General features: G+C 63.8%; 21 protein-coding genes. 13 read left to right on the plus strand and 8 right to left on the minus strand.

Features of this window, described 5'->3' with window-relative positions:
* Nucleotides 1-111: 111 nt before the first annotated feature.
* From ACTCB7_RS06110 to can, 6 genes are all read right to left on the minus strand, one after another.
* Complete coding sequence (locus ACTCB7_RS06110; RefSeq protein WP_463005946.1) at nt 112-1,167, minus strand: ABC transporter ATP-binding protein; 1,056 nt, start codon at nt 1,165-1,167, stop codon at nt 112-114.
* Nucleotides 1,164-2,198, minus strand: a complete 1,035-nt coding sequence (locus ACTCB7_RS06115; protein ID WP_463005947.1) for an ABC transporter ATP-binding protein — start codon at nt 2,196-2,198, stop codon at nt 1,164-1,166. Before ACTCB7_RS06115 ends, ACTCB7_RS06110 begins: the two co-directional genes overlap by 4 nt.
* A gap of 5 nt (nt 2,199-2,203) precedes the next feature.
* Nucleotides 2,204-3,145, minus strand: a complete 942-nt coding sequence (locus ACTCB7_RS06120; protein WP_463005948.1) for an ABC transporter permease — start codon at nt 3,143-3,145, stop codon at nt 2,204-2,206.
* Nucleotides 3,142-4,188: an ABC transporter permease gene (locus tag ACTCB7_RS06125; RefSeq protein WP_463005949.1), complete on the minus strand. Its 1,047-nt coding sequence runs from the start codon at nt 4,186-4,188 to the stop codon at nt 3,142-3,144. The genes ACTCB7_RS06120 and ACTCB7_RS06125 overlap by 4 nt, the downstream gene beginning before the upstream one ends.
* A gap of 131 nt (nt 4,189-4,319) precedes the next feature.
* Nucleotides 4,320-5,909: an ABC transporter substrate-binding protein gene (locus ACTCB7_RS06130; RefSeq protein ID WP_463005950.1), complete on the minus strand. Its 1,590-nt coding sequence runs from the start codon at nt 5,907-5,909 to the stop codon at nt 4,320-4,322.
* 233 nt (nt 5,910-6,142) lie between these two features.
* The gene (gene can / locus ACTCB7_RS06135) at nt 6,143-6,799 is read right to left on the minus strand and encodes a carbonate dehydratase (protein WP_463005951.1); all 657 of its coding nucleotides are present in this window, start codon (nt 6,797-6,799) and stop codon (nt 6,143-6,145) included.
* A gap of 142 nt (nt 6,800-6,941) precedes the next feature.
* On the opposite strand from can, the gene gorA reads away from it, so the two are divergent.
* The 13 genes from gorA (at nt 6,942) to yidD (ending at nt 20,670) form a co-directional block, all read left to right on the plus strand.
* On the plus strand, nt 6,942-8,303 hold the full coding sequence (gorA, locus tag ACTCB7_RS06140; RefSeq protein ID WP_463005952.1) for a glutathione-disulfide reductase: 1,362 nt from the start codon (nt 6,942-6,944) through the stop codon (nt 8,301-8,303).
* Between the two features lie 251 nt (nt 8,304-8,554).
* The gene (ectA, locus tag ACTCB7_RS06145) at nt 8,555-9,133 is read left to right on the plus strand and encodes a diaminobutyrate acetyltransferase (protein ID WP_463005953.1); all 579 of its coding nucleotides are present in this window, start codon (nt 8,555-8,557) and stop codon (nt 9,131-9,133) included.
* A 90-nt stretch (nt 9,134-9,223) separates the two neighbouring features.
* Nucleotides 9,224-10,489 (plus strand): diaminobutyrate--2-oxoglutarate transaminase, encoded by a 1,266-nt coding sequence (ectB, locus tag ACTCB7_RS06150; RefSeq protein WP_463005954.1) that lies wholly within the window; start codon nt 9,224-9,226, stop codon nt 10,487-10,489.
* Nucleotides 10,490-10,569: 80 nt separating this feature from the next.
* Nucleotides 10,570-10,965 (plus strand): ectoine synthase, encoded by a 396-nt coding sequence (locus ACTCB7_RS06155; RefSeq protein WP_463005955.1) that lies wholly within the window; start codon nt 10,570-10,572, stop codon nt 10,963-10,965.
* A gap of 215 nt (nt 10,966-11,180) precedes the next feature.
* Nucleotides 11,181-12,269, plus strand: a complete 1,089-nt coding sequence (gene pdhA, locus ACTCB7_RS06160; protein ID WP_463005956.1) for a pyruvate dehydrogenase (acetyl-transferring) E1 component subunit alpha — start codon at nt 11,181-11,183, stop codon at nt 12,267-12,269.
* A 3-nt stretch (nt 12,270-12,272) separates the two neighbouring features.
* The gene (locus ACTCB7_RS06165) at nt 12,273-13,253 is read left to right on the plus strand and encodes an alpha-ketoacid dehydrogenase subunit beta (RefSeq protein ID WP_463005957.1); all 981 of its coding nucleotides are present in this window, start codon (nt 12,273-12,275) and stop codon (nt 13,251-13,253) included.
* Nucleotides 13,254-13,266: 13 nt separating this feature from the next.
* Complete coding sequence (locus ACTCB7_RS06170; RefSeq protein WP_463005958.1) at nt 13,267-14,670, plus strand: dihydrolipoamide acetyltransferase family protein; 1,404 nt, start codon at nt 13,267-13,269, stop codon at nt 14,668-14,670.
* A 28-nt stretch (nt 14,671-14,698) separates the two neighbouring features.
* Nucleotides 14,699-16,126 carry a dihydrolipoyl dehydrogenase gene (gene lpdA / locus ACTCB7_RS06175; protein WP_463005959.1) on the plus strand — a complete coding sequence of 476 codons (1,428 nt, stop codon included), beginning with the start codon at nt 14,699-14,701 and terminating at the stop codon, nt 16,124-16,126.
* Between the two features lie 265 nt (nt 16,127-16,391).
* A complete protein-coding gene (locus ACTCB7_RS06180) occupies nt 16,392-17,960 on the plus strand; it encodes a glucan biosynthesis protein G (RefSeq protein WP_463005960.1) in 1,569 nt (522 codons plus the stop codon).
* Nucleotides 17,961-18,031: 71 nt separating this feature from the next.
* Complete coding sequence (locus tag ACTCB7_RS06185; RefSeq protein ID WP_463005961.1) at nt 18,032-19,294, plus strand: acyltransferase family protein; 1,263 nt, start codon at nt 18,032-18,034, stop codon at nt 19,292-19,294.
* Nucleotides 19,295-19,391: 97 nt separating this feature from the next.
* The gene (locus ACTCB7_RS06190) at nt 19,392-19,847 is read left to right on the plus strand and encodes a Fur family transcriptional regulator (protein WP_463005962.1); all 456 of its coding nucleotides are present in this window, start codon (nt 19,392-19,394) and stop codon (nt 19,845-19,847) included.
* 36 nt (nt 19,848-19,883) lie between these two features.
* On the plus strand, nt 19,884-20,327 hold the full coding sequence (gene hisI, locus ACTCB7_RS06195) for a phosphoribosyl-AMP cyclohydrolase (RefSeq protein ID WP_463005963.1): 444 nt from the start codon (nt 19,884-19,886) through the stop codon (nt 20,325-20,327).
* Nucleotides 20,311-20,670: a membrane protein insertion efficiency factor YidD gene (yidD, locus tag ACTCB7_RS06200; RefSeq protein ID WP_463005964.1), complete on the plus strand. Its 360-nt coding sequence runs from the start codon at nt 20,311-20,313 to the stop codon at nt 20,668-20,670. Before hisI ends, yidD begins: the two co-directional genes overlap by 17 nt.
* Before the next feature lie 7 nt (nt 20,671-20,677).
* Here yidD and ACTCB7_RS06205 read toward each other — a convergent pair whose 3' ends face one another.
* Nucleotides 20,678-21,091, minus strand: a complete 414-nt coding sequence (locus ACTCB7_RS06205; protein ID WP_463005965.1) for a SufE family protein — start codon at nt 21,089-21,091, stop codon at nt 20,678-20,680.
* Nucleotides 21,092-21,153: 62 nt separating this feature from the next.
* Nucleotides 21,154-22,320 (minus strand): tyrosine-type recombinase/integrase, encoded by a 1,167-nt coding sequence (locus tag ACTCB7_RS06210; protein ID WP_463005966.1) that lies wholly within the window; start codon nt 22,318-22,320, stop codon nt 21,154-21,156.
* Nucleotides 22,321-22,485 lie beyond the last annotated feature (165 nt).

Genomic DNA, 22,485 nt, shown 5'->3' on the forward strand with positions numbered 1-22,485 from the left:
TGATCCTCGGGCGTCGACGACGGCGTATCCGGCCATGCCGACGCCACCCCGGAAGCTCGGGGTGGCGTCGGCATTGTGGCATGCACCGGGAACCGTGCCATCAACGCGTCGTCAGAGCCGTCCCTCCTCGACGGCATGACAGGCGACCTGGGTGCTTTCGGCCGCGATGAGCTGGGGCACCTCGCGGCGGCAGCGCTCGTTGGCATGCGGACAGCGGCCGTGGAAGACGCAGCCGGAAGGGAGGTTGACCGGTGTGGGCACTTCACCCTCGAGGCGGATGTAGTCCGGACGGTCGTCCTCCAGGCGGGGAATGGCCGACAGCAGGGCCTGGGTGTAGGGATGGCGGGGCGTCGAGAACAGCGTGCGGGTTTCGGCGACCTCGCAGACCCGGCCCAGGTACATCACCACCACCCGCGTGCCGAAGTGCTCGACCACCGCCAGGTCGTGGGTGATGAACAGGTAGGTGAGGTGATGGGTCTCCTGGGCGTCCATCAGCAGGTTGAGGACCTGTGCCTGGATCGACACGTCGAGCGCCGAGATGGGTTCGTCGGCGACGATGAACTCGGGATCGACGGCCAGGGCACGAGCGATGGCGATGCGTTGACGCTGGCCGCCGGAGAACTCGTGGCCGAAGCGTTTGCCCCATTCGGGGTCGATGCCCACCGAATCCATGACCTCGGCGACCTTGTCGCGAATCTGCGGTGTCTTCCAGTCCGGGTGATGAAAGCGCAGCGGCTCCTCCAGCGTCTGCTGGATGGTCATGCGCGGGTTCAGCGATGCGTACGGATTCTGGAAGATCATCTGCATACGCCGCCGATAGGGCAGCAACTGGCGCGGCGAGAGGTTGTCGATGCGTTGACCGTCATAGCGGATCTCGCCGCCGGTGGGGTGCAAAAGCCCCATCACCATGCGTGCTACCGTCGACTTGCCGCAGCCGGATTCACCCACCACGCACAGCGACTCGCCGCGCCGGACGTCGATGTCGACGCCGTTGATGGCGTGGACGAATTCCTGGCGGCGCACCAGCTTGCCGCCCTTGAAGCGCAGTTGTTCGAGGAAGTCGCCGGACAGCGGAAAGTGCTTCTCGAGGTCGCGGATCTCGACGAGCGTGTCGCCCGCCTGCGCCGAGGTGGCCTGCGGCGCGGTCTTGGCCATCACCTGAGTCATGGGGCCTCCTGGAATTCGACGGGGTCTCGGGCGTCCGAATTGTTCTCGACCAGATCGCGGACCATGTGGCAAGCCACGTCGCAGTTGCCCGAGCGAACGAAGCCCGGGATCACTTCCCGGCAGTCCCGGCGCGGCGAACCGTCATCGTTGAACGCGAAGCTGCAGCGTGGATGGAAGGCGCAGCCGGAAGGAATCCGCGACAGTGTCGGCATTGCGCCGGGAATCTGATTGAGCCGGCTGCCCGGTGTGGCCATCTGGGGCAGAGCGTTGATCAACCCCTGGGTATAGGGATGCTGGGCATCGTTGATGATCTCGCGGGTCGGGCCCTGCTCGATCACTCGGCCGGCGTACATCACCAGGGTGCGCTGGGTCACCTGGCTGACCACCCCCAGGTCGTGGGTGATCAGCACTAGCGCCACGTTGTGCTTCTCGCACAGTTCCAGCAGCAGCGACATGATCTCCGCCTGGATGGTCACGTCCAGCGCCGTGGTCGGCTCGTCGGCGACGATGATGTCCGGGTCGAGCAACAGCGCGATGGCAATGATGATGCGCTGACGCATGCCGCCGGAGAGTTCGTGCGGGTACTGATCGAGGCGCTTTTCCGGCGAGGGGATGGGCACCTGGCGCAGCTTGTTGAGCGCGATCTCGCGAGCGGCCCGGGTGCGGATGCGCCGGTGTGCCTTGAGGCACTCGACCATCTGCTCGCCGATAGTCAGCACCGGGTTGAGCGTCATCATCGGGTCCTGGAAGATCATCGAGATCTTGTTGCCGCGAATCTGCTGAAGCTGGCGGGGCTTCATGGTGGTCAGCTCCTGGCCGTCGAAACGGATGCTGCCACCGGCGATGTAGCCCGGCTTGGCGATCAGGTTGAGCAGGGTGAAGGCGGCCACCGACTTGCCGGCGCCGGATTCGCCCACGATGCCCAGGCGCTCGCCGCGGTCCAGGGTGAAGCTGACGTCGCGTAGCGCCTTGACCTCGCCCTGACGCAGGGCGAAGCGCACGTCGAGATTGGAAACATCGAGTAAAGCCATGCGGTTCAGCCCTTGTAGAGTCTCGGGTTCATGACGTCACGCAGCCAGTCACCCAGCAGGTTGATGACCAGCACCAGCACCACCAGCACCGCGCCGGGAATCAGGGTGATCCACCAGGAGCCGGATTGCAGGTAGTCGAAGCCCGACTTGATCAGCGAGCCCAGCGAGGGCTGGGTCTCCGGCATGCCCAGGCCGAGGAATGACAGCGCGGCCTCGGAGATGATGGCGTTGGCGATCTGCACGGTGGAGATGACGAAGATCGGCGACAGGGTGTTGGGCAGGATGTGTCGGAACATGATCCGTTTGGCGCGAAAGCCCATCACCCGCGCGGCATCGACGTATTCCTTGCTGCGCTCGGCGAGCACCGAGGCGCGCACGGTACGCGCGTACTGCGGCCATTCGGCCAGGCCGATGATCAACACCAGGATGATTACTGCATACTCGCTGTAGATGGCCCCGCCGAAGGTGGCCTTGATCACCGCGCCGACGATGATCGCCACCATCAGGGTGGAGAACGACAGCTGGATGTCCGCCAGGCGCATCAGGAAAGCATCCACGCGGCCGCCGAGGTAGCCGGCGAGCAACCCGAAGGTGACGCCCAGCATTGCCTGGAGGATGACCGCGCCGAAGCCGATGACCAGCGACACGCGGGCGCCGTAGAGGATCGTCGATAGCAGGTCACGGCCCTGGGCGTCGGTACCCAGCACGTAGGTGGGGTCGCTGCCGTCGATCCAGAACGGCGGCAGTTCGGAGGCGAGGATGTCGATCTGGGCCAGGTCGTAGGGATTCATCGGCGCCAGCCAGGGCGCCAGCACGGCGGCCAGCACCATGCCCAGGAAGGTCACCAGGCAGACTTGGGCGATCAGGTCACGCTTGAAGCTGTAGACCAGATAGGAGTCACGGAAGCGCGCCCAGCGCGAGGGCGCCGCGGAAGCAGAAGTCGTCATGCGGGCTTACCTGTGAGTTTCACGGTGGGGTTGACGAGACCGTAGATCAGGTCGACGACCGTGTTGGTGATGACGAAGATCAGGCCGACCACCATCAGATAGGTGACGATCAGTGGAATGTCGGAGCGCTGGATGGCGTCGAGGAACATCAGTCCCACGCCCGGCCACTGGAAGACCGTTTCGGTGAGAATGGTGTAGGCGACCAGCGTGCCGATCTGCACGCCGCCGACGGTGATCACCGGTAGCATGGTGTTCTTCAGGGCGTGCAGGAAGTAGATGCGCCGCATGCTGATGCCCTTGGCCTTGGCGAACTTGATGTATTCGGACTGCAGGACCTCCATCATCTCGGCGCGGATCAGCCGGATGAACAGCGGCAGCATGATCGAGGCCAGCGAGATCGCCGGCAGCACCAGGTAGGTGAGCCCGTTAAGCGAGGCGAAGTTGGTATCCCAGGTGCCGAAGACATGGGTCACGTCGCCCCGGCCGTAGGCGGGCATGCCCCCGCTGGTGGACAGCAGGCCGTTGAGCCAGGCGCCCCAGGCGGTGTCGGCCGGAAACAGCGAAACGTGAATGCCGATGGCGAATATCTGGATCAGCACGATGGCGGTGAGGAACACCGGTATGGAAATGCCGACGATCGACACCCCCATGAACAGTCGCGACAGCCAGGACCGTGGTCGGATGGCGCTGTAGACCCCGATCGGCACCGACAGCAGGATGATCAGCAGGGTGGTCGCGAAGACCAGCTCCAGCGTGGCGGGCAGGTGACGCATGATCACGTCGGTGGTCGGCTCGTTGTAGAAGTACGAATAGCCGAAGTCGAAGTGCAGGGCGTTCTCGGCGAAGCGCAGGTACTGCACCAGGAAGGGGTCGTTGAGACCCAGTTCCTCGCGCAGTTCAGCGCGCTCGCTCTCGGGCACCGACTGCCCGACCATCTGCTGGATGGGATCGCCCAGGTTGTCCTGAATGGCAAAGCTGACCACGCTGATGACGAACATCACCAGCAGGGCGTGAAAGAGTCGCTTGATCAGAAAGGCAATCATGGATTGCGGCCCTGTTGGATACGAAAGCCGCCATCGACACCCCCGAAGGGGTGTCGAGACGCTTTCCGTGGCTTTGGAAACGGGTGGCCGGCGACGGCGGGCTCAAGCCACACCGTCGCCGCGGTCGCGCGTCAGTTCTGCTCGACGACCACATCACCCAGGTAGGGGAAGTTCATGACATTGAGCACCGGCTCGATCTGCACCTTGTTCTTGGCGGCCCAGGCCAGATCCTGCCAGTGCAGCGGAATGAAGGCGGCATCATCGTAGAGCCCCTTTTCCACGGCCTGCAGCATCTTGGCGCGCTTGTCGCGATCGGTCTCGAGGTTGGCCTTCTCGACCAGCTTGTCGAGTTCCGGGTTGCAGTAGTTGCCGCTGTTGTACTGGCCGGCCCCGGTATCGGGGTTCGGGCACTCGGTCAGGTACTGGTAGAAGTTGGCCGAGTCCTCGGTGTCGGCGTGCCAGCCAATCATCATGATGTCCGCGGCACGATCGTCGAACTCGCCCCAGTACTGGGCCTTGGGCAGGGTCTTGAGATCGACCTTGATGTTGATGCGCGCCAGCATGGCCGCCACCGCCTGGGCGATCTGGGCGTCGTTCACGTAGCGGTTGTTGGGCGCCATCATGGTGATGCTGAAGCCGTCTTCGTAGCCGGCTTCCTTCATCAGCTGCTTGGCCTTTTCCAGGTCATAGCGCGGCTTGAGGTCCGGGTTGTGGCCCGAGTAGCCCTTGGGCGAGAGCTGGGCGGCCGGAGTGGCAAAGCCCTTCATCAGGCGGTCGGCGATCGCCTCCTGGTTGACGGCGTAGGCGATGGCCTTCCTGACTCGGGCATCCTTGAAGGCGTCGACGCGCTTCTGGTTCATCTGCAGGGTGATGATCCGCGTGCCGGACATGGTGACCAGCTTGACGTTCTTGTCGGCGCGCACCCGCTCCAGATCGTTGGGCGGCACCGGGGCGATGAAGTCGACATCGCCGGAGAGCAGCGCGGCCACACGGGTAGCGTTCTCGCTGATCGGTGTCATGACGATGTGATCGACGTTGCCCGGGGAATCCTTGTCCCAGTAGTCGTCGAAGCGCTCGAACTCGACCTTCACGCCCTGCTGCCGGGCGGTGACCCGATACGGCCCGGTGCCGGACTCGTGCCGCGAGGCGAAGGAGTTGCCGTTCTTGACGATCTCGCCCTTGTCCTTGCCGTTTTCCGTGGTGCCGGAGTAGAACTCGCTGTCCATCGGGAAAATGTAGGTGGAAAGGTTGAGCAGCAGCGGGTAGGGGCGCTTGGTGTGAATGTCGACGGTGTAGTCGTCGACGGCGTCGACGCTTTCGATGGGCTCGAAGATCGCCTTGAAGTCCGGGCTGCGCTTGAGGCGATTCACCGTCCAGACGACATCCTTGGCGGTGAAGGGGTTGCCGCTGTGGAACGTGACGCCCTGTCGCAGATGCAGGCGCATGGTGGTGTCGTCGATCTGTTTCCAGTCAGTGGCCAGGCGCGGTTCGAAGGTAAAGTCCTGGGTCCAGCGGACCAGCGGGTCGAAGACCAGGTGTGACAGTTGCAGGATGCCGCCGGACAACTGCTCGTGGATGTCCAGCGATACCGGGTCGGCATCGTAGGCGACGCGCAGGTTGACGTCTTTGCCGTCGCCAGTGACGTCCTGGGCGAGGGCGGCCATCGGCAGCGTCAGCGAGGCGCCGATCAGGGTGGCAAGCAGCGTTTTCTTGAATGTCATGTAGTAACCCATGAATGGCTGATTGTTTGTTGTTTGACCCTTGGGTCCATCATCCAACATAGGGAGGCCGGGCGTCGGGCACAATCGAAAAACTGACAGGTCTCATGCGCGGGGCGTATATGCGCCGTCCCGGCCGGAGAAATTCAGGGGAGAATCGGGAAGGGGGGATACGCAAACGGGCCATCGCGATTGCCGCGACGCCCCGTTTGTCTTGCCGTTGTTCGGGATGAGACTCAGTCGTCGCTGGGCAGCGGCTCGACCCGGTCGACGCGGTACAGCTGCTCGACCTGGTCGAGCCCCTCGATGGTGCAGTCGAGATCGGTGACGCGGCCGTCGCTCAGGCCGTAGACCCAGCCGTGGACGGCCAGCCGCTGGCCGCGCAGCCAGGCACGCTGGATGATCTTGGTCTGGCAGAGGTTGGCAACCTGCGCCTGGACGTTGAGTTCACACATGCGGTCGACCTGTTCCTCGAGCGGCAGGTCCTGCAGGGCCTCGCGATGCTGGCTGTAGAGGGCGCGGATCGGGTGCAGCCAGTAGTCGACAATGCCGAACTCGCCGCCGGTGATCGAGGCCTTGACGCCGCCGCAGCCGTAGTGGCCGACGACCATGATGTGCTTGACTTCGAGCACGTCGACGGCGAACTGCACCACCGACAGCGCGTTCATGTCGCTGTGATTGAGGACGTTGCCGACGTTGCGGTGGACGAAGACCTCACCCGGGGGAAGGTCGATAATCTGGTTGGCAGGCACACGGCTATCGGAGCAGCCGATCCACAGATAGTCCGGGTTCTGCTGCTGTGACAGGCGGGCAAAGAAATCCGGATCCTGCTGACGGACATTCTCGGCCCACTCACGGTTGCGCTCCAGCAGGCGTTTCATTTCGTTCTTCATATAGGGAACTCCTTATGGTCAGGCCGCACGACAGATAGCATTTTTTATCAACGGCATAGAAGGGGTCAATGGAGCAGGCCTCCCGAGTGGTCGGCACGGCTGTTATCATCGCCTGCATTGCAGACAGGAGAGAGACATCAACGTGGCTGAATTCGATTACGATCTGTTCGTCATCGGTGCCGGGTCAGGCGGTGTGCGTGCAGCGCGCACGGCCGCGGCTACCGGCGCTCGTGTTGCCATCGCCGAGGATCGCTACCTCGGCGGGACCTGCGTCAACGTCGGGTGCGTCCCCAAGAAACTCTATTCCTACGCGGCACACTTTCATGATGCCTTCGAGGAGAGTGCCGGTTTCGGCTGGCAGCTGCCGGAAGCCCCGCGTTTCGAATGGGCGACCCTGCGTGACAACAAGATCGAGGAGATCAAGCGCCTCAACGGCATTTACGGGCGTCTGCTCGACAACGCCGGGGTGCGCCTGATCAATGGTCGCGCCCGAGTGGTCGGCGAGCACGCCGTCGAGATCAACGGCGAGACCCTCACTGCCGAGAAGATCCTGGTGGCCGTGGGCGGCTGGCCGTGGATCCCCGATTTCCCCGGCAACGAGCATGTGCTCGACTCCAACCGCGTCTTCGATCTCGAGGAATTCCCCAGGCGTTTTCTGGTGCTGGGCGGGGGTTACATCGCCGTCGAGTTCGCCAGCATCTTCAACGGCCTGGGTAGCGACACCCATCTGGTCTACCGGGGCGAACTCTTCCTGCGCGGCTTCGACCACGAGGTGCGCGAGTTCACCCGCGACGAGATGACCAAGAAAGGTGTCAACCTGCACTTCGAGACCACCATCGAGACGGTCGAAAAGCAGGGCGACGAGCTGGCCGTGACCCTGACCAACGGCGAGACGCTGATCGTCGATGCCGTGCTGTCGGCGACCGGCCGCCGGCCGCACCTGGCCGGGCTGGGGCTGGATGCCTTCGATATCGCGCTCAACCCCGACGGCACCCTCAAGGTCAATGAGCGATACGAGACGTCTGTACCCTCGATTCTCGCCCTGGGCGATGTCACCGGCGGGCCGGAGCTGACGCCGGTGGCGCTGGCCGAGGCAATGCACATGGTGCAGCATCACTTCACGACCGAGCCGCCGGGCCCTCTCAATTACCACAACATCGCCACGGCGGTGTTCTGTCATCCCAATATCGGCACCGTGGGGCTCAGCGAAGAAGCCGCGCGTGCCGAATGCGGCGAAATCCGCGTCTACACCGCCGACTTCCGCCCCATGAAGCATACGTTGTCGGGCAGCGAGGAGCGGTGCCTGATGAAGCTGGTGGTGGATGATGCCAGCGATCGGGTGGTCGGCGCCCACATGGTCGGCGAGGAGGCCGGCGAAGTGATCCAGGGCATCGCCATCGCCGTGCGTGCCGGTCTGAGCAAGACCGACTTCGACGCCACCGTAGGGATTCACCCGACCGGGGCCGAGGAGTTCGTGACCATGCGCACCCCGACGCGTCGCTGATACTGCCATCGTTCCTGCCTTTCAAGGCCGCCCTCGAGGCGGCCTTGTCATTTTCAGCGTCCCGAATTAGCACGGCTGCGTATCGCCGCCTAAACTCAAGAGGATCCTCTAACGTCGCCTGCGGCGATTTCATCGTCGCGCGTGCACATAACCAACCTTTATGGACTTAGCGCAAAGCAATAACCGTTTCTTTGATTTATCCATAAACGCCTGTTAAGGTTGAAAACAAATTCGCAACGGCGAACCGTTCCATGACCATGACAACGCAATCCTTCACGCCTTCGGCGGAACTGGCCAAGCCCAGTGTCGCGGATGCCGTGGTCGGCAGTCAGCAGACGCCACTCTTCATCCGCAAGCCGACAACCGACGATGGCTGGGGCATCTACGAACTGGTCAAGTCCTGCCCGCCCCTTGATGTCAACTCCGCCTACGCCTACCTGCTGCTGGCCACGCAGTTCCGTGACAGCTGTGCCGTGGCCACGAACGAGGAAGGCGAGATCGTCGGCTTCGTCTCCGGTTATCCCAAGCGCAATTCGCCGGAAACCTACTTTCTCTGGCAGGTGGCCGTCGGCGAGAAAGCCCGGGGCACCGGTCTCGCGCGGCGGCTGGTGGAAGCCGTGATGCGGCGTCCCGAAATGGCTCACGTGCGTCATCTGGAAACCACCATCACGCCCGACAATCAGGCGTCCTGGGGGCTTTTCCAGCGTCTGTCCGATCGCTGGCAGGCGCCTCTCAACAGCCGGGAATACTTCTCCACCGACCAGTTGGGTGGCGAGCACGATCCCGAAAACCTGGTGCGCATCGGCCCCTTCGATCCCGAGCGCATCTGAGCCCGGCGGCGGCGCCCGTTTCCTTCCGTCACCTTGCGTCGCCGCACTTCTGTTATTCACGTTTTCTTGTTACCGACCTGGAGGTCGTCAATGCAGACGCAGATTCTTGAACGCATGGAATCCGAGGTCCGGACCTATTCGCGTTCCTTCCCCGTGGTGTTCACCAAGGCGCAGAACGCGCGCCTGACCGATGAAGACGGTCGCGAGTACATCGATTTCCTGGCCGGCGCCGGCACCCTGAACTACGGGCACAACAACCCGCACATCAAGCAGGCGCTGCTCGACTACCTGTCCAGCGACGGCATCGTCCACGGCCTGGACTTCTGGACCGCTGCCAAGCGCGACTATCTGGAAACTCTCGAGAACGTGATCCTCAAGCCGCGTGGTCTCGAGTACAAGGTGCACCTGCCGGGGCCGACCGGTACCAACGCGGTCGAGGCGGCGATTCGTCTGGCGCGGGTGGCCAAGGGTCGGCACAACATCGTCACCTTCACCAACGGCTTCCACGGCGTCACCATGGGCGCGCTGGCCACCACCGGTAATCGCAAGTTCCGCGAGGCGACCGGCGGCATCCCCACCCAGGGCGCGGCCTTCATGCCGTATGACGGCTACATGGGCGAGGGTAACGACACCCTGAGCTACTTCGAGAAACTGCTCGGCGACAACTCCAGCGGTCTTGATCGGCCGGCGGCGGTGATCGTCGAGACCGTACAGGGCGAGGGCGGCATCAACGTGGCCGGCCTCGACTGGCTCAAGCGTCTCGAGCAGATCTGCCGTGATCACGACATCCTGCTGATCGTCGATGACATTCAGGCGGGTTGCGGGCGTACCGGCAAGTTCTTCAGCTTCGAGCACGCCGGCATCACGCCGGACATCGTCACCAATTCGAAGTCGCTGTCCGCCTACGGGCTGCCGTTCGCGCACGTGCTGATGCGCCCTGAGCTCGACAAATGGAAACCGGGTCAATACAACGGCACCTTCCGCGGCTTCAATCTGGCCTTCACGACGGCCGCCGCCGCGATGCGCCGCTACTGGAGCGACGACAAGTTCGAGCGTGACGTGCAGCGCAAGGGTCGGGTGGTCGAGGATCGCTTCCAGAAGATCGCCGCCTGGCTGACCGATCAGGGCGTGCCGGCCTCCGAGCGGGGACGCGGCCTGATGCGCGGTATCGATGTCGGTACCGGCGACATCGCCGACAAGATCACCGCCAAGGCCTTCGAGAACGGCCTGGTCATCGAGACCAGCGGTCAGGGCGGCGAGGTAGTCAAGTGCCTATGCCCGCTGACGATTTCCGACGAAGACCTGATCGAGGGGCTGGATATCCTCGAAGCCAGCACCAAGCAGGCCATCGGCTGACACACTGCGCCTGACGGCCGAATTCCCGGGCGGCCTTCTGCGGGCCGCCTTGTTCATCGCTTGTCACAAGGGACACCACCATGATCGTTCGCAATCTCGAAGAAGCCCGCAAGACGGATCGCCTGGTTACCGCCGCCAACGGCAACTGGGACAGCACACGTCTGAGCCTGGCCGATGACGGCGGCAACTGCTCGTTCCACATCACGCGGATCTTTGCCAATACCGAGACCCATATCCACTACAAGCATCACTTCGAGGCGGTCTACTGCATCGAGGGCAAGGGTGAGGTGGAGACCCTGGCCGACGGCAAGATCTGGCCCATCGGTCCGGGCGACATCTACATCCTCGACCAGCATGACGACCATCTGTTGCGTGCCTCGGAGACCCTGGTGCTGGCCTGCGTCTTCACCCCGGGGCTGACCGGCAAGGAAGACCACCGCGAGGACGGCTCCTACGCACCGTCGGAAGAGCTCTGAGCCGGCCTCCCCGAAAAGCCGTACATGATCGCCCCCGCGTGCCAGCGGGGGCGTTTTTGTTGGCGCCGGGAAAGCGAGGACCGCCGTGGCCGGGAAGATGGATAGCCAGGTAATGATTGGCATTACCTCGGCAGGGTTTCTACAGTCACTAGACGTTCAAGGCCGCATGGAGTGCGGCCGAGACCCGGAACCCATGGAATCCGCGGAGGAACGTCATGCCGAGGAAGCGAGTCAGGCTGGAACACGCCGTCGAGTACCTCTCGATACTCGACGAGAAAGGGCGGGTCGATGACAAGCTCGAGCCGGACATCAGCAAGCAGACACTGCTCGACATTCACCGCATGATGCTGCTTAGCCGACGGCTCGACGAGCGGATGCTCACCCTGCAGCGCCAGGGACGCATCGGCACCTTCGCTCCAGCCAAGGGCCAGGAAGCCTCACAGATCGCTGCCATGGCGGCTCTTTCCGGTGATGACTGGTTCGTGCCGGCCTTCCGGGAAACCGCGGCCATGCTGTGGCGTGGCATCCCGCCGGAAAACCTGCTGCTCTACAACGCGGGCTACAGCGAAGGCGGCGCGATCGAGGAGGGCAGCCACGACCTCCCCATCTCCATTCCCGTGGCCTCCCAGATCCCTCATGCCGTGGGTATCGGCTACGCCTCCGGCCTGCGTGGGCTCGATGAGGTCACCATCACGTTCTTCGGTGACGGTGCAACATCCGAGGGTGACTTCCACGAGGCGCTGAACTTCGCCAGTGTGCTCAAGACCCCGGTGATCTTTCTGTGCCAGAACAACCACTGGGCGATCTCGATGCCGCGCGGGCGCCAGAGCGAATCCAGGACACTTGCCCAGAAGGGGCTGGCCTACGCGATTCCCTCGCTGCAGGTCGACGGCAACGATGTGCTGGCCGTCTATGCCGCCGTCCAGGAGGCTGCCCAGCGGGCCCGCGACGGCGAGGGGCCAACGCTCATCGAGTGCGTCACCTACCGGCTGACGGTGCATACCACCGCGGACGATCCCAGCAAGTATCGCGACGAGGAAGAGGTGGAGAAGTGGCAGGGGCGTGAGCCGATCGCCCGCCTGCAGACCTACCTCAAGAAGAAGCGCTGGCTCAGCGACAAGCAGATCGACAAGCTCGAGAAGGAGATCGAGGGGCAGGTTGACAAAGCCTGGGAGAGCGCCCACGAGCGTATCGAATCGCTGAGCGATTCGCAGGTGATCTTCGATCACGTCTACGCAGAAACCCCCGAGTATCTCGAATCGCAACGGCAATCGTTCGCCGATCGACTCAAGGAAGGAGAGTGACCGATGGCCGAACTGAACATGGCGGATGCGCTCAACCTGGCGCTGACCCAGGAAATGGAAAAGGATGACTCCGTGGTCGTGCTCGGCGAAGACGTCGGCGTCGATGGCGGGGTCTTTCGTATTACCGATGGCTTGCTGGAGCGTTACGGCGAGCGGCGAGTGATCGATTCGCCGGTGGCGGAGACCGCGTTGACCGGCGTCTCGGTGGGGCTGGCAATCAACGGGCTCAAGCCGGTCTGCGAAATGCAGTTTTCGGGGTTCAGCTATCAGGGTTTTCACCAGATGGAAGCCCATGCCGCGCGCATGCGCTGGCGGACCCGTGGTGGACATACCGTGCCCATGGTCCTGCGCATGCCCTACGGGGCCGGGGTTCACGCCCTGGAGCACCACTCCGAGAGCAAGGAAGTCTTCTATGCCCACACCCCGGGGCTGAAGATGGTCGTCCCCTCGACACCACGCAATGCCCGCGCGCTTCTGGTCAGTGCCATCCGCGACCCGGACCCGGTGGTGTTCTTCGAGCCCAAGGCCGTCTACCGCGCCTTTCGTGAGGAGGTGCCCGACGAGGAAGAGACCCTGCCACTGGGCGAATCGCGGGTAGCCCGTGAGGGCGATGACCTGACCCTGATCAGCTATGGCGCGATGCTGCATCGGGCCCTGGAAGCCGCCGACACCCTGGCCGAGGAGGACGGCGTTGAGGCCGAGGTGATCGATCTGCTGAGTCTGTCGCCGCTCGATCACTCACGATTCGCCGAATCCGCACGACGTACCGGCCGGGTGGTGATCGTTCACGAAGCCCATCGCACCTTCGGCCCGGCGGGCGAAATCATGGCTCGGCTGACCGAGGAGGCTTTCTATTATCTCGAAGCACCCGTGCGTCGCGTTACCGGCTTCGACACCATCGTACCGCTGTTCGCCCGGGAGCAGGATTATCTGCCGGATCAGGAGCGCATCCTGGCAGCCGCCCGCGGCGTGTTGAACGATTGAGGAACAAGGGACCATGAGCGAAACGTTCAGATTTTCCGACCCCGGCGAGGGGCTCGAGGAAGCGGAAGTTCTCGAGATTCACGTCAGTGAGGGCGACCACGTCAACGACGGCGACACCGTGCTCACCGTGGAGACCGACAAGGCGGCCACTGATATCCCCGCGCCGTTTACCGGTACCGTCGAGACCGTTCATCCCAGTACCGGCGATCGTGTCCGGGTCGATGATCTGCTGATCACCTACCAGCCCGACGACGGGTCGGATGGCGGCGAGGAGCAACAGGAGGCCGAGCCGGACGAGTCTCAGGATGAAGCGTCCCGGGAAGATGCATCGCAGGAGAAGGGCAAGGACGGCGACGAGGAGCAGGAAGCCGACAGCGAGGCCGCGGAGAACGACGACGAGGAAAGCGTTCAGAAGGAGAGTTCCCGGAAGGCGCAGGGGGCTCGAAAAGAGGACGATACCCGCGGCGGCAGGCAGGCCGATCGTCGCCAGCCGGTGCCGGCGGCGCCCAGTACCCGGCGAATCGCTCGCGAGAAGGGTGTGGACCTGCACGATGTCGAGCCCAGCGGCCCGCAGGGCCGGGTGACGGCGGAAGATGTCGAGGCCGCGGCGAAGGGAGAGCAGGGCGAAGCCTCTCGGGAGACGGCGTCAGCCGAGCAGGAATCGCAGCAACAAGCCAGTGGTCTGCCGGACTTCTCGCGCTGGGGCGAGACCGAGCGCGAAGCGATGCGTTCGATTCGTCGCGCCACCGCTAAGCGAATGTCTCAGTCCTGGCGGGATATCCCGCACGTTTATCATCAGGACGTGGCTGACATCACGGCGCTCGAGCGGTTCCGGCGCGATTACGAGCCCAGCGCCGAGACCAACGGCGGCAAGTTCACCATGACCGTGTTGATGCTCAAGGCGATGGTCTATGCCTTGAAGCAGTTTCCGCGCTTCAACGCCAGTCTGGATAACGAGAACGACGAGATCGTTCTCAAGCGCTATTTCCATATCGGCGTGGCCGTCGCCACCGAGCAGGGCCTGCTGGTGCCGGTGATTCGTGATGTCGATCGCAAGAACCTGATCGATTTGACTGCCGAGTTGAAGGAGACCACCGACAAGGCCAAGGCCGGCGAGCTGGGGCGCGAGGACATGGAAGGTGGCTGCATGACCCTGACCAACCCAGGCCCCATGGGCGGCACCTCGTTGTCGCCGCTGATCAACCCGCCCGAAGTTGCCATCCTGGGCATGGGCCAGGCCCGCCTCGAGCCCGTGGTACATGGCGATCTCGATGACTACGAGGTCAAGCCGCGGCTGATGCTGCCGTTGTCGCTCGGGTTCGATCATCGTGCCAACGACGGGGCGGATGCCGCCAGCTTCGTGACGACGCTGATCGGTGCCCTCGAGGATCCGCATTCGCTGCTGCTCAAGATCTGATCAATGCTGCCGGAGGTAATGGACGACCATGGCAAGAAAGGACGAATCATCCAAGCTGCCCGACAGCACACAACTGGCCGTGATCGGTGGCGGGCCGGGCGGTTATGCCGCGGCCTTCGAGGCGGTCAAGCAGGGCTTGGACGTGACGCTGATCAACGACGAGGCGCCGGTCGGTGGCGTTTGCCTGCTGCGCGGCTGTATTCCTTCGAAGACGCTCCTCGAGGTCACCGAGCTGATTCACACCAGCGAATCGGCGGAGACCATGGGCTTGCGCTTCGCCAGGCCCGAGATCGATGTCGATGCGCTCCGTCAGTGGAAGCAGAAGGTGGTGAAGACGCTAACGGATGGCCTGGAAGGGCTGTGTCGTCAGCGCGGCGTGCGACTGGTCAGGGCTCGTGCGCGCTTCGCCGACGATCAGAACCTGACGGTCGAAGGTGACGACGTCTCGGGCACGTTGCGCTTCGAGCAGGCGATCATCGCTAGCGGATCGCGCCCGGTCGCCTTGCCGGGCGTGGATTTCGCCGAGAGCCGCCGAATCATGGATTCCACCGGTGCTCTGGAACTCGAGGAGATCCCCGAGTCGTTGCTGGTCATCGGCGGTGGCTACGTGGGTCTGGAAATGGGCATGGTCTATCAGTCACTGGGCAGTCAGGTGACCGTGGTGGAAATGGCCGAGCGATTGATGCCCAACGCGGACGAGGATCTGGTCAAGCCGCTCGCCAGGACGCTGGAGTCGCGTTTCAAGGCCGTGCACCTCAAGACCCAGGTCTCCGGGCTGCATGAAACGCAGCGACAGGTAACGGTCACGCTGGAAGACGAGAACGGCTCGCGCGATCACCGGTTCAGCCGCGTGCTGGTCGCGGTAGGCCGGCGTCCCAACAGCGAGGGGCTGGATCTCGACAAGGCCGGGGTGAGCTGTGATGACGCCGGTTTCATCGAGATCGATGCTCAGTGTCGCACCAGCGTGTCGCATATTCATGCGATCGGCGACGTCGCCGGCGGCATGTTGCTGGCTCATGAGGCCATGCACCAGGGCAAGGTGGCGGCACGCACGGCGGCCGGCCAATCGGCGGCTTTCGATGCGCGCGCGGTACCGGCCGTCGTGTACACCGTGCCGCAGCTCGCCTGGTGCGGGCTGACCGAAGCCCAGGCTCGGGACGAGGATCGCGAGATCCAGGTTCTCAAGTTTCCCTGGCAGGCGGCCGGGCGCGCCTTGTCGCTGCAGGCCGATTACGGCCTGAGCAAGCTGATCGTCGAGCCGGACAGCGGGCGCTTGCTGGGTGCCGGGATCGTCGGGCCTCAGGCGGAGTCACTGATCGGCGAGGCAGTGCTGGCCATCGAGATGGGCGCCGTCGCCGAGGATCTGGCCTTGACCGTGCACCCGCATCCGACACTCACCGAAACCCTCGGCGAGGCCGGTGAGCTGTTTCTCGGTGGCTCGACGCATTACGGTTAAATAAAGGGAGGGAGGTTGCCTGGATCGGGCCAGGGCACGACTATGGTACTGATCCAGGCACATCGTTCAGGAAAAGGGTCTGAAGAGTCGCCATGGGCGCGTAAATCGATACAGTCTGTTTATTTCGCATAATGTATATTATGTTAAATAAGGTCAGTATTTGTATCTCCAGGAAATTCATACTTCTGTCGCGGCTCTCGTGACGATAGGCTTGCGTTGACCGGAAATGGCTGCAAAGGAATGAACCGTGGACCGGAAGAACGTCATGGCTTCGTGCCCCGCCCCTCAGGATAACCGCCCTCGCCGCTTCGCGATGCTGGGTCTGCTGGGAATTGCCCTCGCCCTGGCTGCCCCCGCCAGTTTCGGCTTCGGCTTCGAGGATGTCGCCAAACGGGCGAAGACACTGGCCGACAAGCCCTATCAACCGCCGGAAACCAACACGACACCGCGGCTGCGCAATCTGGAGTACGAGCAATACGCGCAGATCCAGTACCGCATGGACCATGCCGTGTGGCGGGATGAAGGCCTGCCGTTCAATCTCAGCTTCTTTCATGAAGGCATGCACTATACCAGCAGCGTGCAGATGAACATCGTCGATGGCGATCAGGTGCAGCGCATCGAGTTTGATCCCGACGATTTCTACTATGGAGATCTCAAGCTGGACAAGGCGGATCTCGACCAGCTCGGTTTCGCCGGGCTCAAGATCCACTTTCCCATCAACGACCCCGACAACATTGATGACGAGATCATGGTGTTTCAGGGTGCCAGCTACTTTCGCGTGATTGGGCGCGATCAGATCTATGGGCTGTCGGGACGCGGTCTGGCCATCGATACCGAGACGCCATCCGGCGAGGAGTTTCCGGACTTCCGCGAGTTCTGGATCGAGAAGCCGGCGGCGGACGCCGACTCGCTGACGATCCATGCCCTGCTCGATTCGCCCAGCGCCACCGGGGCCTATCGCTTCGTGCTCACGCCGGGCGACGATTCGGTGGTGGACGTGAAATCCCGCGTCTACCTGCGCAAGCCGGTCGTCAAGCTGGGCATCGCCCCGTTGACCAGCATGTTTTTCTACGGACCGTCCCAGCCGGCCAAGCAGGTCAACTTTCGCCCGGCTATCCACGACTCGAATGGCCTGCTGATGCATGGTGCCGAATCCGGCTGGACCTGGCGGCCACTGGTCAATCCGGCCGGTGTCGAGGTCAACGACTATGCTGTTCAGTCGCTCGAAGGGTTCGGGCTGCTACAGCGCTCCCATGATTTTCGGGATTACGAGGATCTCGTCGATCGCTATGATCGGCGGCCGAGCGCCTGGGTGGAACCGACCAACGACTGGGGCCCCGGTTCCGTGGAACTGCTGGAGCTTCACACACCCAATGAGACCTACGACAACATCGCCGCTTTCTGGCGGCCGGATGACGTGGCTAGCCCCGGCAAGCCGATGGAGTTCGACTACCGGATCCACTGGACCCGCCAGGAGTCGAAGCTGCTCGATCCGCAGCTGGCCTGGGTGGACCAGACGCGGCGCTATCCGGGCGAAGTACGCCGGGACGACCTGGTCCGCCAGCCGGATGGCTCGATCGGCTTCGTCGTCGACTTCAAGGGCGGCGCTGCGGCTGCTGGCACCGCTCCGCAGCCCTGGATCCAGGTCGGTGACAATGGCAAGCTGATCGAGAGTCAGCTCATGCAGAATACGGCCGCGGGCGGCTGGCGGTTGAAACTGCGCGTCAAGCGGAACGACGAGGCGCGCCCGCTGGAAGTGCGTGCCCGACTGCAGGCCGAGGATGGCAAGCGGCTGTCCGAGACCTGGTTCTACCGGCTGCCGTCCGACGGCTGACCGAACCAGGCCGTCGTCAGGGATTGTCGACGGCCTTCTCCCCTGTCACGGTTTCCACGGTGATTCACGTCATGGATGATTCACGTTCTTCCGCGGCTCCGCGCACGCAGCGCTTCTATGGACTGGAGTGGCTGCGCTTCCTGCTGGGGCTTTATATCGTCATATTCCACACCCTGCACACCTACCCGTCGATCAGTGACTGGTCCGGGTACGTGACGAACGTCGGGTTCTTTTCCACCAGTGCCTTCTTCTTGCTCTCCGGCTTCCTGCTGACGCATGTCTATTTCGGCGCCACGGGCACTATGCGCGAACCGGCGCGCAGCTTCTGGGTCAAGCGCTTCTCCAACCTCTATCCGTTGCATATCGGCTCGGTGTTGCTGGCCATGGCGATTTCCACGCTGGTGGGTTATCTGGCCATTACCGAGCAGGACGCCGGCGCTTCGATCCGTTTCGTGCTTTATGACGTCAATGACGGCTCCAGCATGGCGAGCATCACCCACTACATGAGCAATCCCGAGCTGGTGATCAACATCCTGCTCAATCTCACCCTGCTGCATGCCTGGAATCCCTTCTACCTGACCTTCAATCCGGTCACCTGGTCGATTTCCACCCTGTTCTTCTTCTACCTGGTGTTTCCCTGGATCGCCCCTCGCCTGCTGAAGATCACCGCGCTGCGCCGGGCTCTGGCGGTCACCAATCTGATCTATCTGATACCGCCGTTGCTGGTGATCGCCCTGACCGACTTCGGCACGCCGGAAACCGGCCTGCTGCACCGCAACCCGATCATACGCTTGCCGGAATTCGTTGCCGGGATCCTGCTGTATGCGCTGTACCGGCAGCGCAGCCGCGAGGGTCGGCTGCTGAGCCCCGCGCAGCAGGCCCTGCTGCTGGGCGGTGTGGCCGTGGCGGTCGTGATCGGCTCCTGGCTTTTGCAGCATGGCGCGCATGCCTGGTATTACCTGTTGCACAATGGCCTTTTCCTGCCGGCGCAGCTGGCACTGATCTACGTCGTGGCCCATTGGCCCTCGCCCGACAGCGCCCGAGTGAAACGCCTGGCCATCCGCCTCGGTGGCGCGTCGTTGCCGATGTTCGCCCTGCATGTGCCCTTGTTCGTGATCTTCACGCGGGCCGAGCGTGTCCTGGCGGGCGAGCCGTCGCTGTGCCTGACCGACTTTTCACGCTGCATAGACGCCGCCGGCTCGGCCTCGCTATGGGCGTATCCTGTCTTCCTGGCCGTGACCGTGGTGTTCTGCATGCTGTTTCAGGAGCGCGCCGTGGTGCGGGTGCGTCACTGGCTGCAACGCCGGCTGCTGCCGCTGGTGCGTAACGAATAGCCGCGCCCTTAAGGAGTTACTCGGCAAAAGGTGGTTGTCTGGTCCGTGACGGGCCGGGCGCGTAGAATGAGCGTCCCTGCAGCCGACACATGCCGACATGCCCGATATCCAGACATTGACCCGACAGGCCGAGCGCCAGTGCCAGCAGCGCGGCGTGCGCTTCACGCCGATTCGCCGCCGGGTGCTGGAGCTGATTGCCGGCTCGTCCGGTGGGCTCAAGGCCTACGACCTGCTCGATCGCCTGGCTGTCGAACACGGTGCCGCCCGGCCACCGACGGTCTATCGGGCCCTCGACTTTCTGATCGAACAGGGGCTGGTGCATCGCATCGAGTCGCTCAACGCCTACGTGGCCTGCCCCTGCCCCGAACATCATCACGGCTTCCAGCTGCTCATCTGTCGGCATTGCGGGCGTGTCGAGGAACTGCACCTGGATGACGTCAATGCCCAGCTCAGTGCCCGGGCGGCCGCGCTGGGGTTTGCGGTGGACCGCCAGACCATCGAGCTGCTCGGTACCTGCGATGCCTGCCGGGCCTCGGCGGCCGGCGGCGCCTGACCATTCCTTCGGATCCGCGATATACAGGCCTCTCCCATGAGTGAACTCTTCAAGACCCTGGAAACCGCCGAACGCGGTGACACCCGCCCTGCCGAGGCCCTGCTGGCCGCCATGCGCTGGAACGCCGAGGGGCTGGTGCCGGCGATCGCCCAGCAGCACGATACCGGCGAGGTGCTGATGATGGCCTGGATGAACCGTCAGGCCCTGGAGGAAACCCTCCGGACGGGGCGGGTCTGCTACTGGTCCCGCTCGCGCGGCAAGTTGTGGCGCAAGGGCGAGTCGTCCGGACAGGTACAGCAGCTCAAGCGCGCCTATCTGGACTGCGACGGTGATACGTTGCTGCTGGCGGTCGATCAGGCGGGGCCAGCCTGTCACTCCGGGCGGCGCAGCTGCTTCTATGTGGCGCTGGACGATGAGCACGGCGAAGTCGTCAGTGATCCGCTGATCGACCCTGCGACGCTGTATGGCGCCTCGCACTGAAGCCCGCGCCGGCCGCTGGCTGGCCTGGCCGCTGATCGGCCTGATCAAGGGCTATCAGTGGCTGATCAGCCCCCTGCTCGGCCCCCGGTGCCGTTTCTGGCCGAGCTGTTCCCACTACGCCATCGAGGCCCTGCGTACCCACGGGCCATTTCGGGGCAGCGTCCTTGCGGGGCGGCGCATCCTGCGCTGCCACCCCGCTTCGGCGGGCGGTATTGATCCGGTGCCGGGCGGGCCCAGCGAGAAGCTATGTCGTGACGATCCGGAGCTCGATGCTGGATTCCGCCCCCGGGACGCATCCGAAGGCTCGGCAACTCGGCGGAACGTTTCGGGCGGCGAAAGCTAGTCTGGGCTCAGGCAGCTTCCTGCTCGGCGACGGCAAAGATGCGCTTGAGCATCGCGTGCAGCCCGTTGGAACGGGTCGGTGACAGATGCTTGTCGAGGCCGAGTTCCTCGAGGAAGGACGGTGGCGTCGCGACAATCTCCGCGGGGGAGCGGTCGTTGTAGATGCGCATCAGCACGGCGATCAGCCCGGAGACGATGGCGGCATCGGAGGTCGCCTGGAAATGCAGCTGGTCGCCCTGGCGCTCGTGGTGAATCCAGACATTCGACTGACAGCCCTGGATCTTGTTTTCCGGCGTTTTCAGGGTCTCGGGAAAGGCCGGCAACTGCTTGCCCATGTCGATGATGTACTGGTAGCGGTCCATCCAGTTGTCGAAGAAACCGAATTCCTCGACCAGTTCCGCCTGGGCTTGCTGGGCACTCATGATCTCTCCTCCTGATTCGTCGGCGGCATTATAACGGCTCGGCGGCGAGGCGTCGTCCGTCCTTAGGGCGTGTCGGTCAGCCGATGCGCACCGATCTGACGATGCCACTCCTCGGCTTCGGCGTGCAGGTAACGGGCCGTGGTGTCGAGCCGCGAGTGGCGTGCGGTTCGGGCCAGGTAGCGCAGCTCCACACCGGCCTGGGCCTGATGGGTGATCGCCGTGTGGCGCAGCCAGTGCGGCGTGGCCTCGGCAAGCCGGCCGGCCAGACGGATCACCGCATCCGGCGCGTCAGGGTCCGCGGCCAGAGCCTTGGCCGCACGGATGAAGGTGCGCTTGATCAGCCGGTAGAGCTGGTTGTCGCCGACGCCGCGCTCGCCGTCCAGCGCCCGGATGACCGGCGCGTCCTCCCCGGCGTCGGGTCTTTCGGGCAGGCCCAGATGTGCCCGCCATCCGCCGAGCAGCACCATCATGTCCTCGGGTACCGGGATGCGCGCGAGCTTGCCGCCCTTCCCCACCACCTGCCACCACCACTGCCCTTCCCGGAACTGAAAGTCCGCCATGCGGGCGTCGGCCATCTCGCGGATGCGGGGGGCCAGCAGGTAACCAAAACCGAAGACCAGTCGGTCGCGCTGCCACAACCGCCACTCGCGGGGCGTGGCATCCCCGGCAAGCGGCCGGTTCAGCCAGTTCCAGAACCAGTTCCAGAGCGGGCGCTCGAGATAGCGCTCGATGCCGGGCTGACGGTTGTCCAGGCGGCGGCGCTTGTCGCGCATCAGGCGAAACGGGTTATGGTCGATCCACCCCGCCTCCACCAGCCAGCTGCACAGCCCCTGCAGGATCGTCAGGCTCTGCCGCCGACTGGCGGCGGACAGCGGGCCGCGAAACGGCCGCCACTGAGGATGGGTGCGCCCACGCGGCGGACCGATCCAGCGTGACGCCGGCTGCGGGTCGGCCAGGAAGGCCTCGAAGGCCTGCAGTGCCTGGCGATCGATATCGGCCAGTCGCATCCCGCGCTCGGCGAGCCACAGAAGAAGCCGCTCGCTCTCCTTGCGATAGGCGCGGAAGGTCTGCGGCGTCGCCCGGTACTCTTCGAGCCAGCACCCCACGGCCTCGGCATCCGTGGTCGCCGCGATGCGAGAGACCCGCGCCGCCACCTCGCCCTGCTGCGCGGCCGGCGGTGCTTCGCCCCGGGCCGTGATGGCGCGTGGCCCTGTCTCGCTCTCTGCCATGTCCTTTCCCACCCTTCCCCTGCCTCGTGGCTTTCCAGGAGGCCCAGTGTCGCCAATACGGTACCTGATATCAAGATAAGCCGCGTAATCTTGAATTTTCAGTGAGCATCATATGTAAAATATGTAATTACATAATACGTAAAATAGCGACACGTCTGCCACGTT

Source organism: Modicisalibacter sp., from assembly GCF_055145905.1.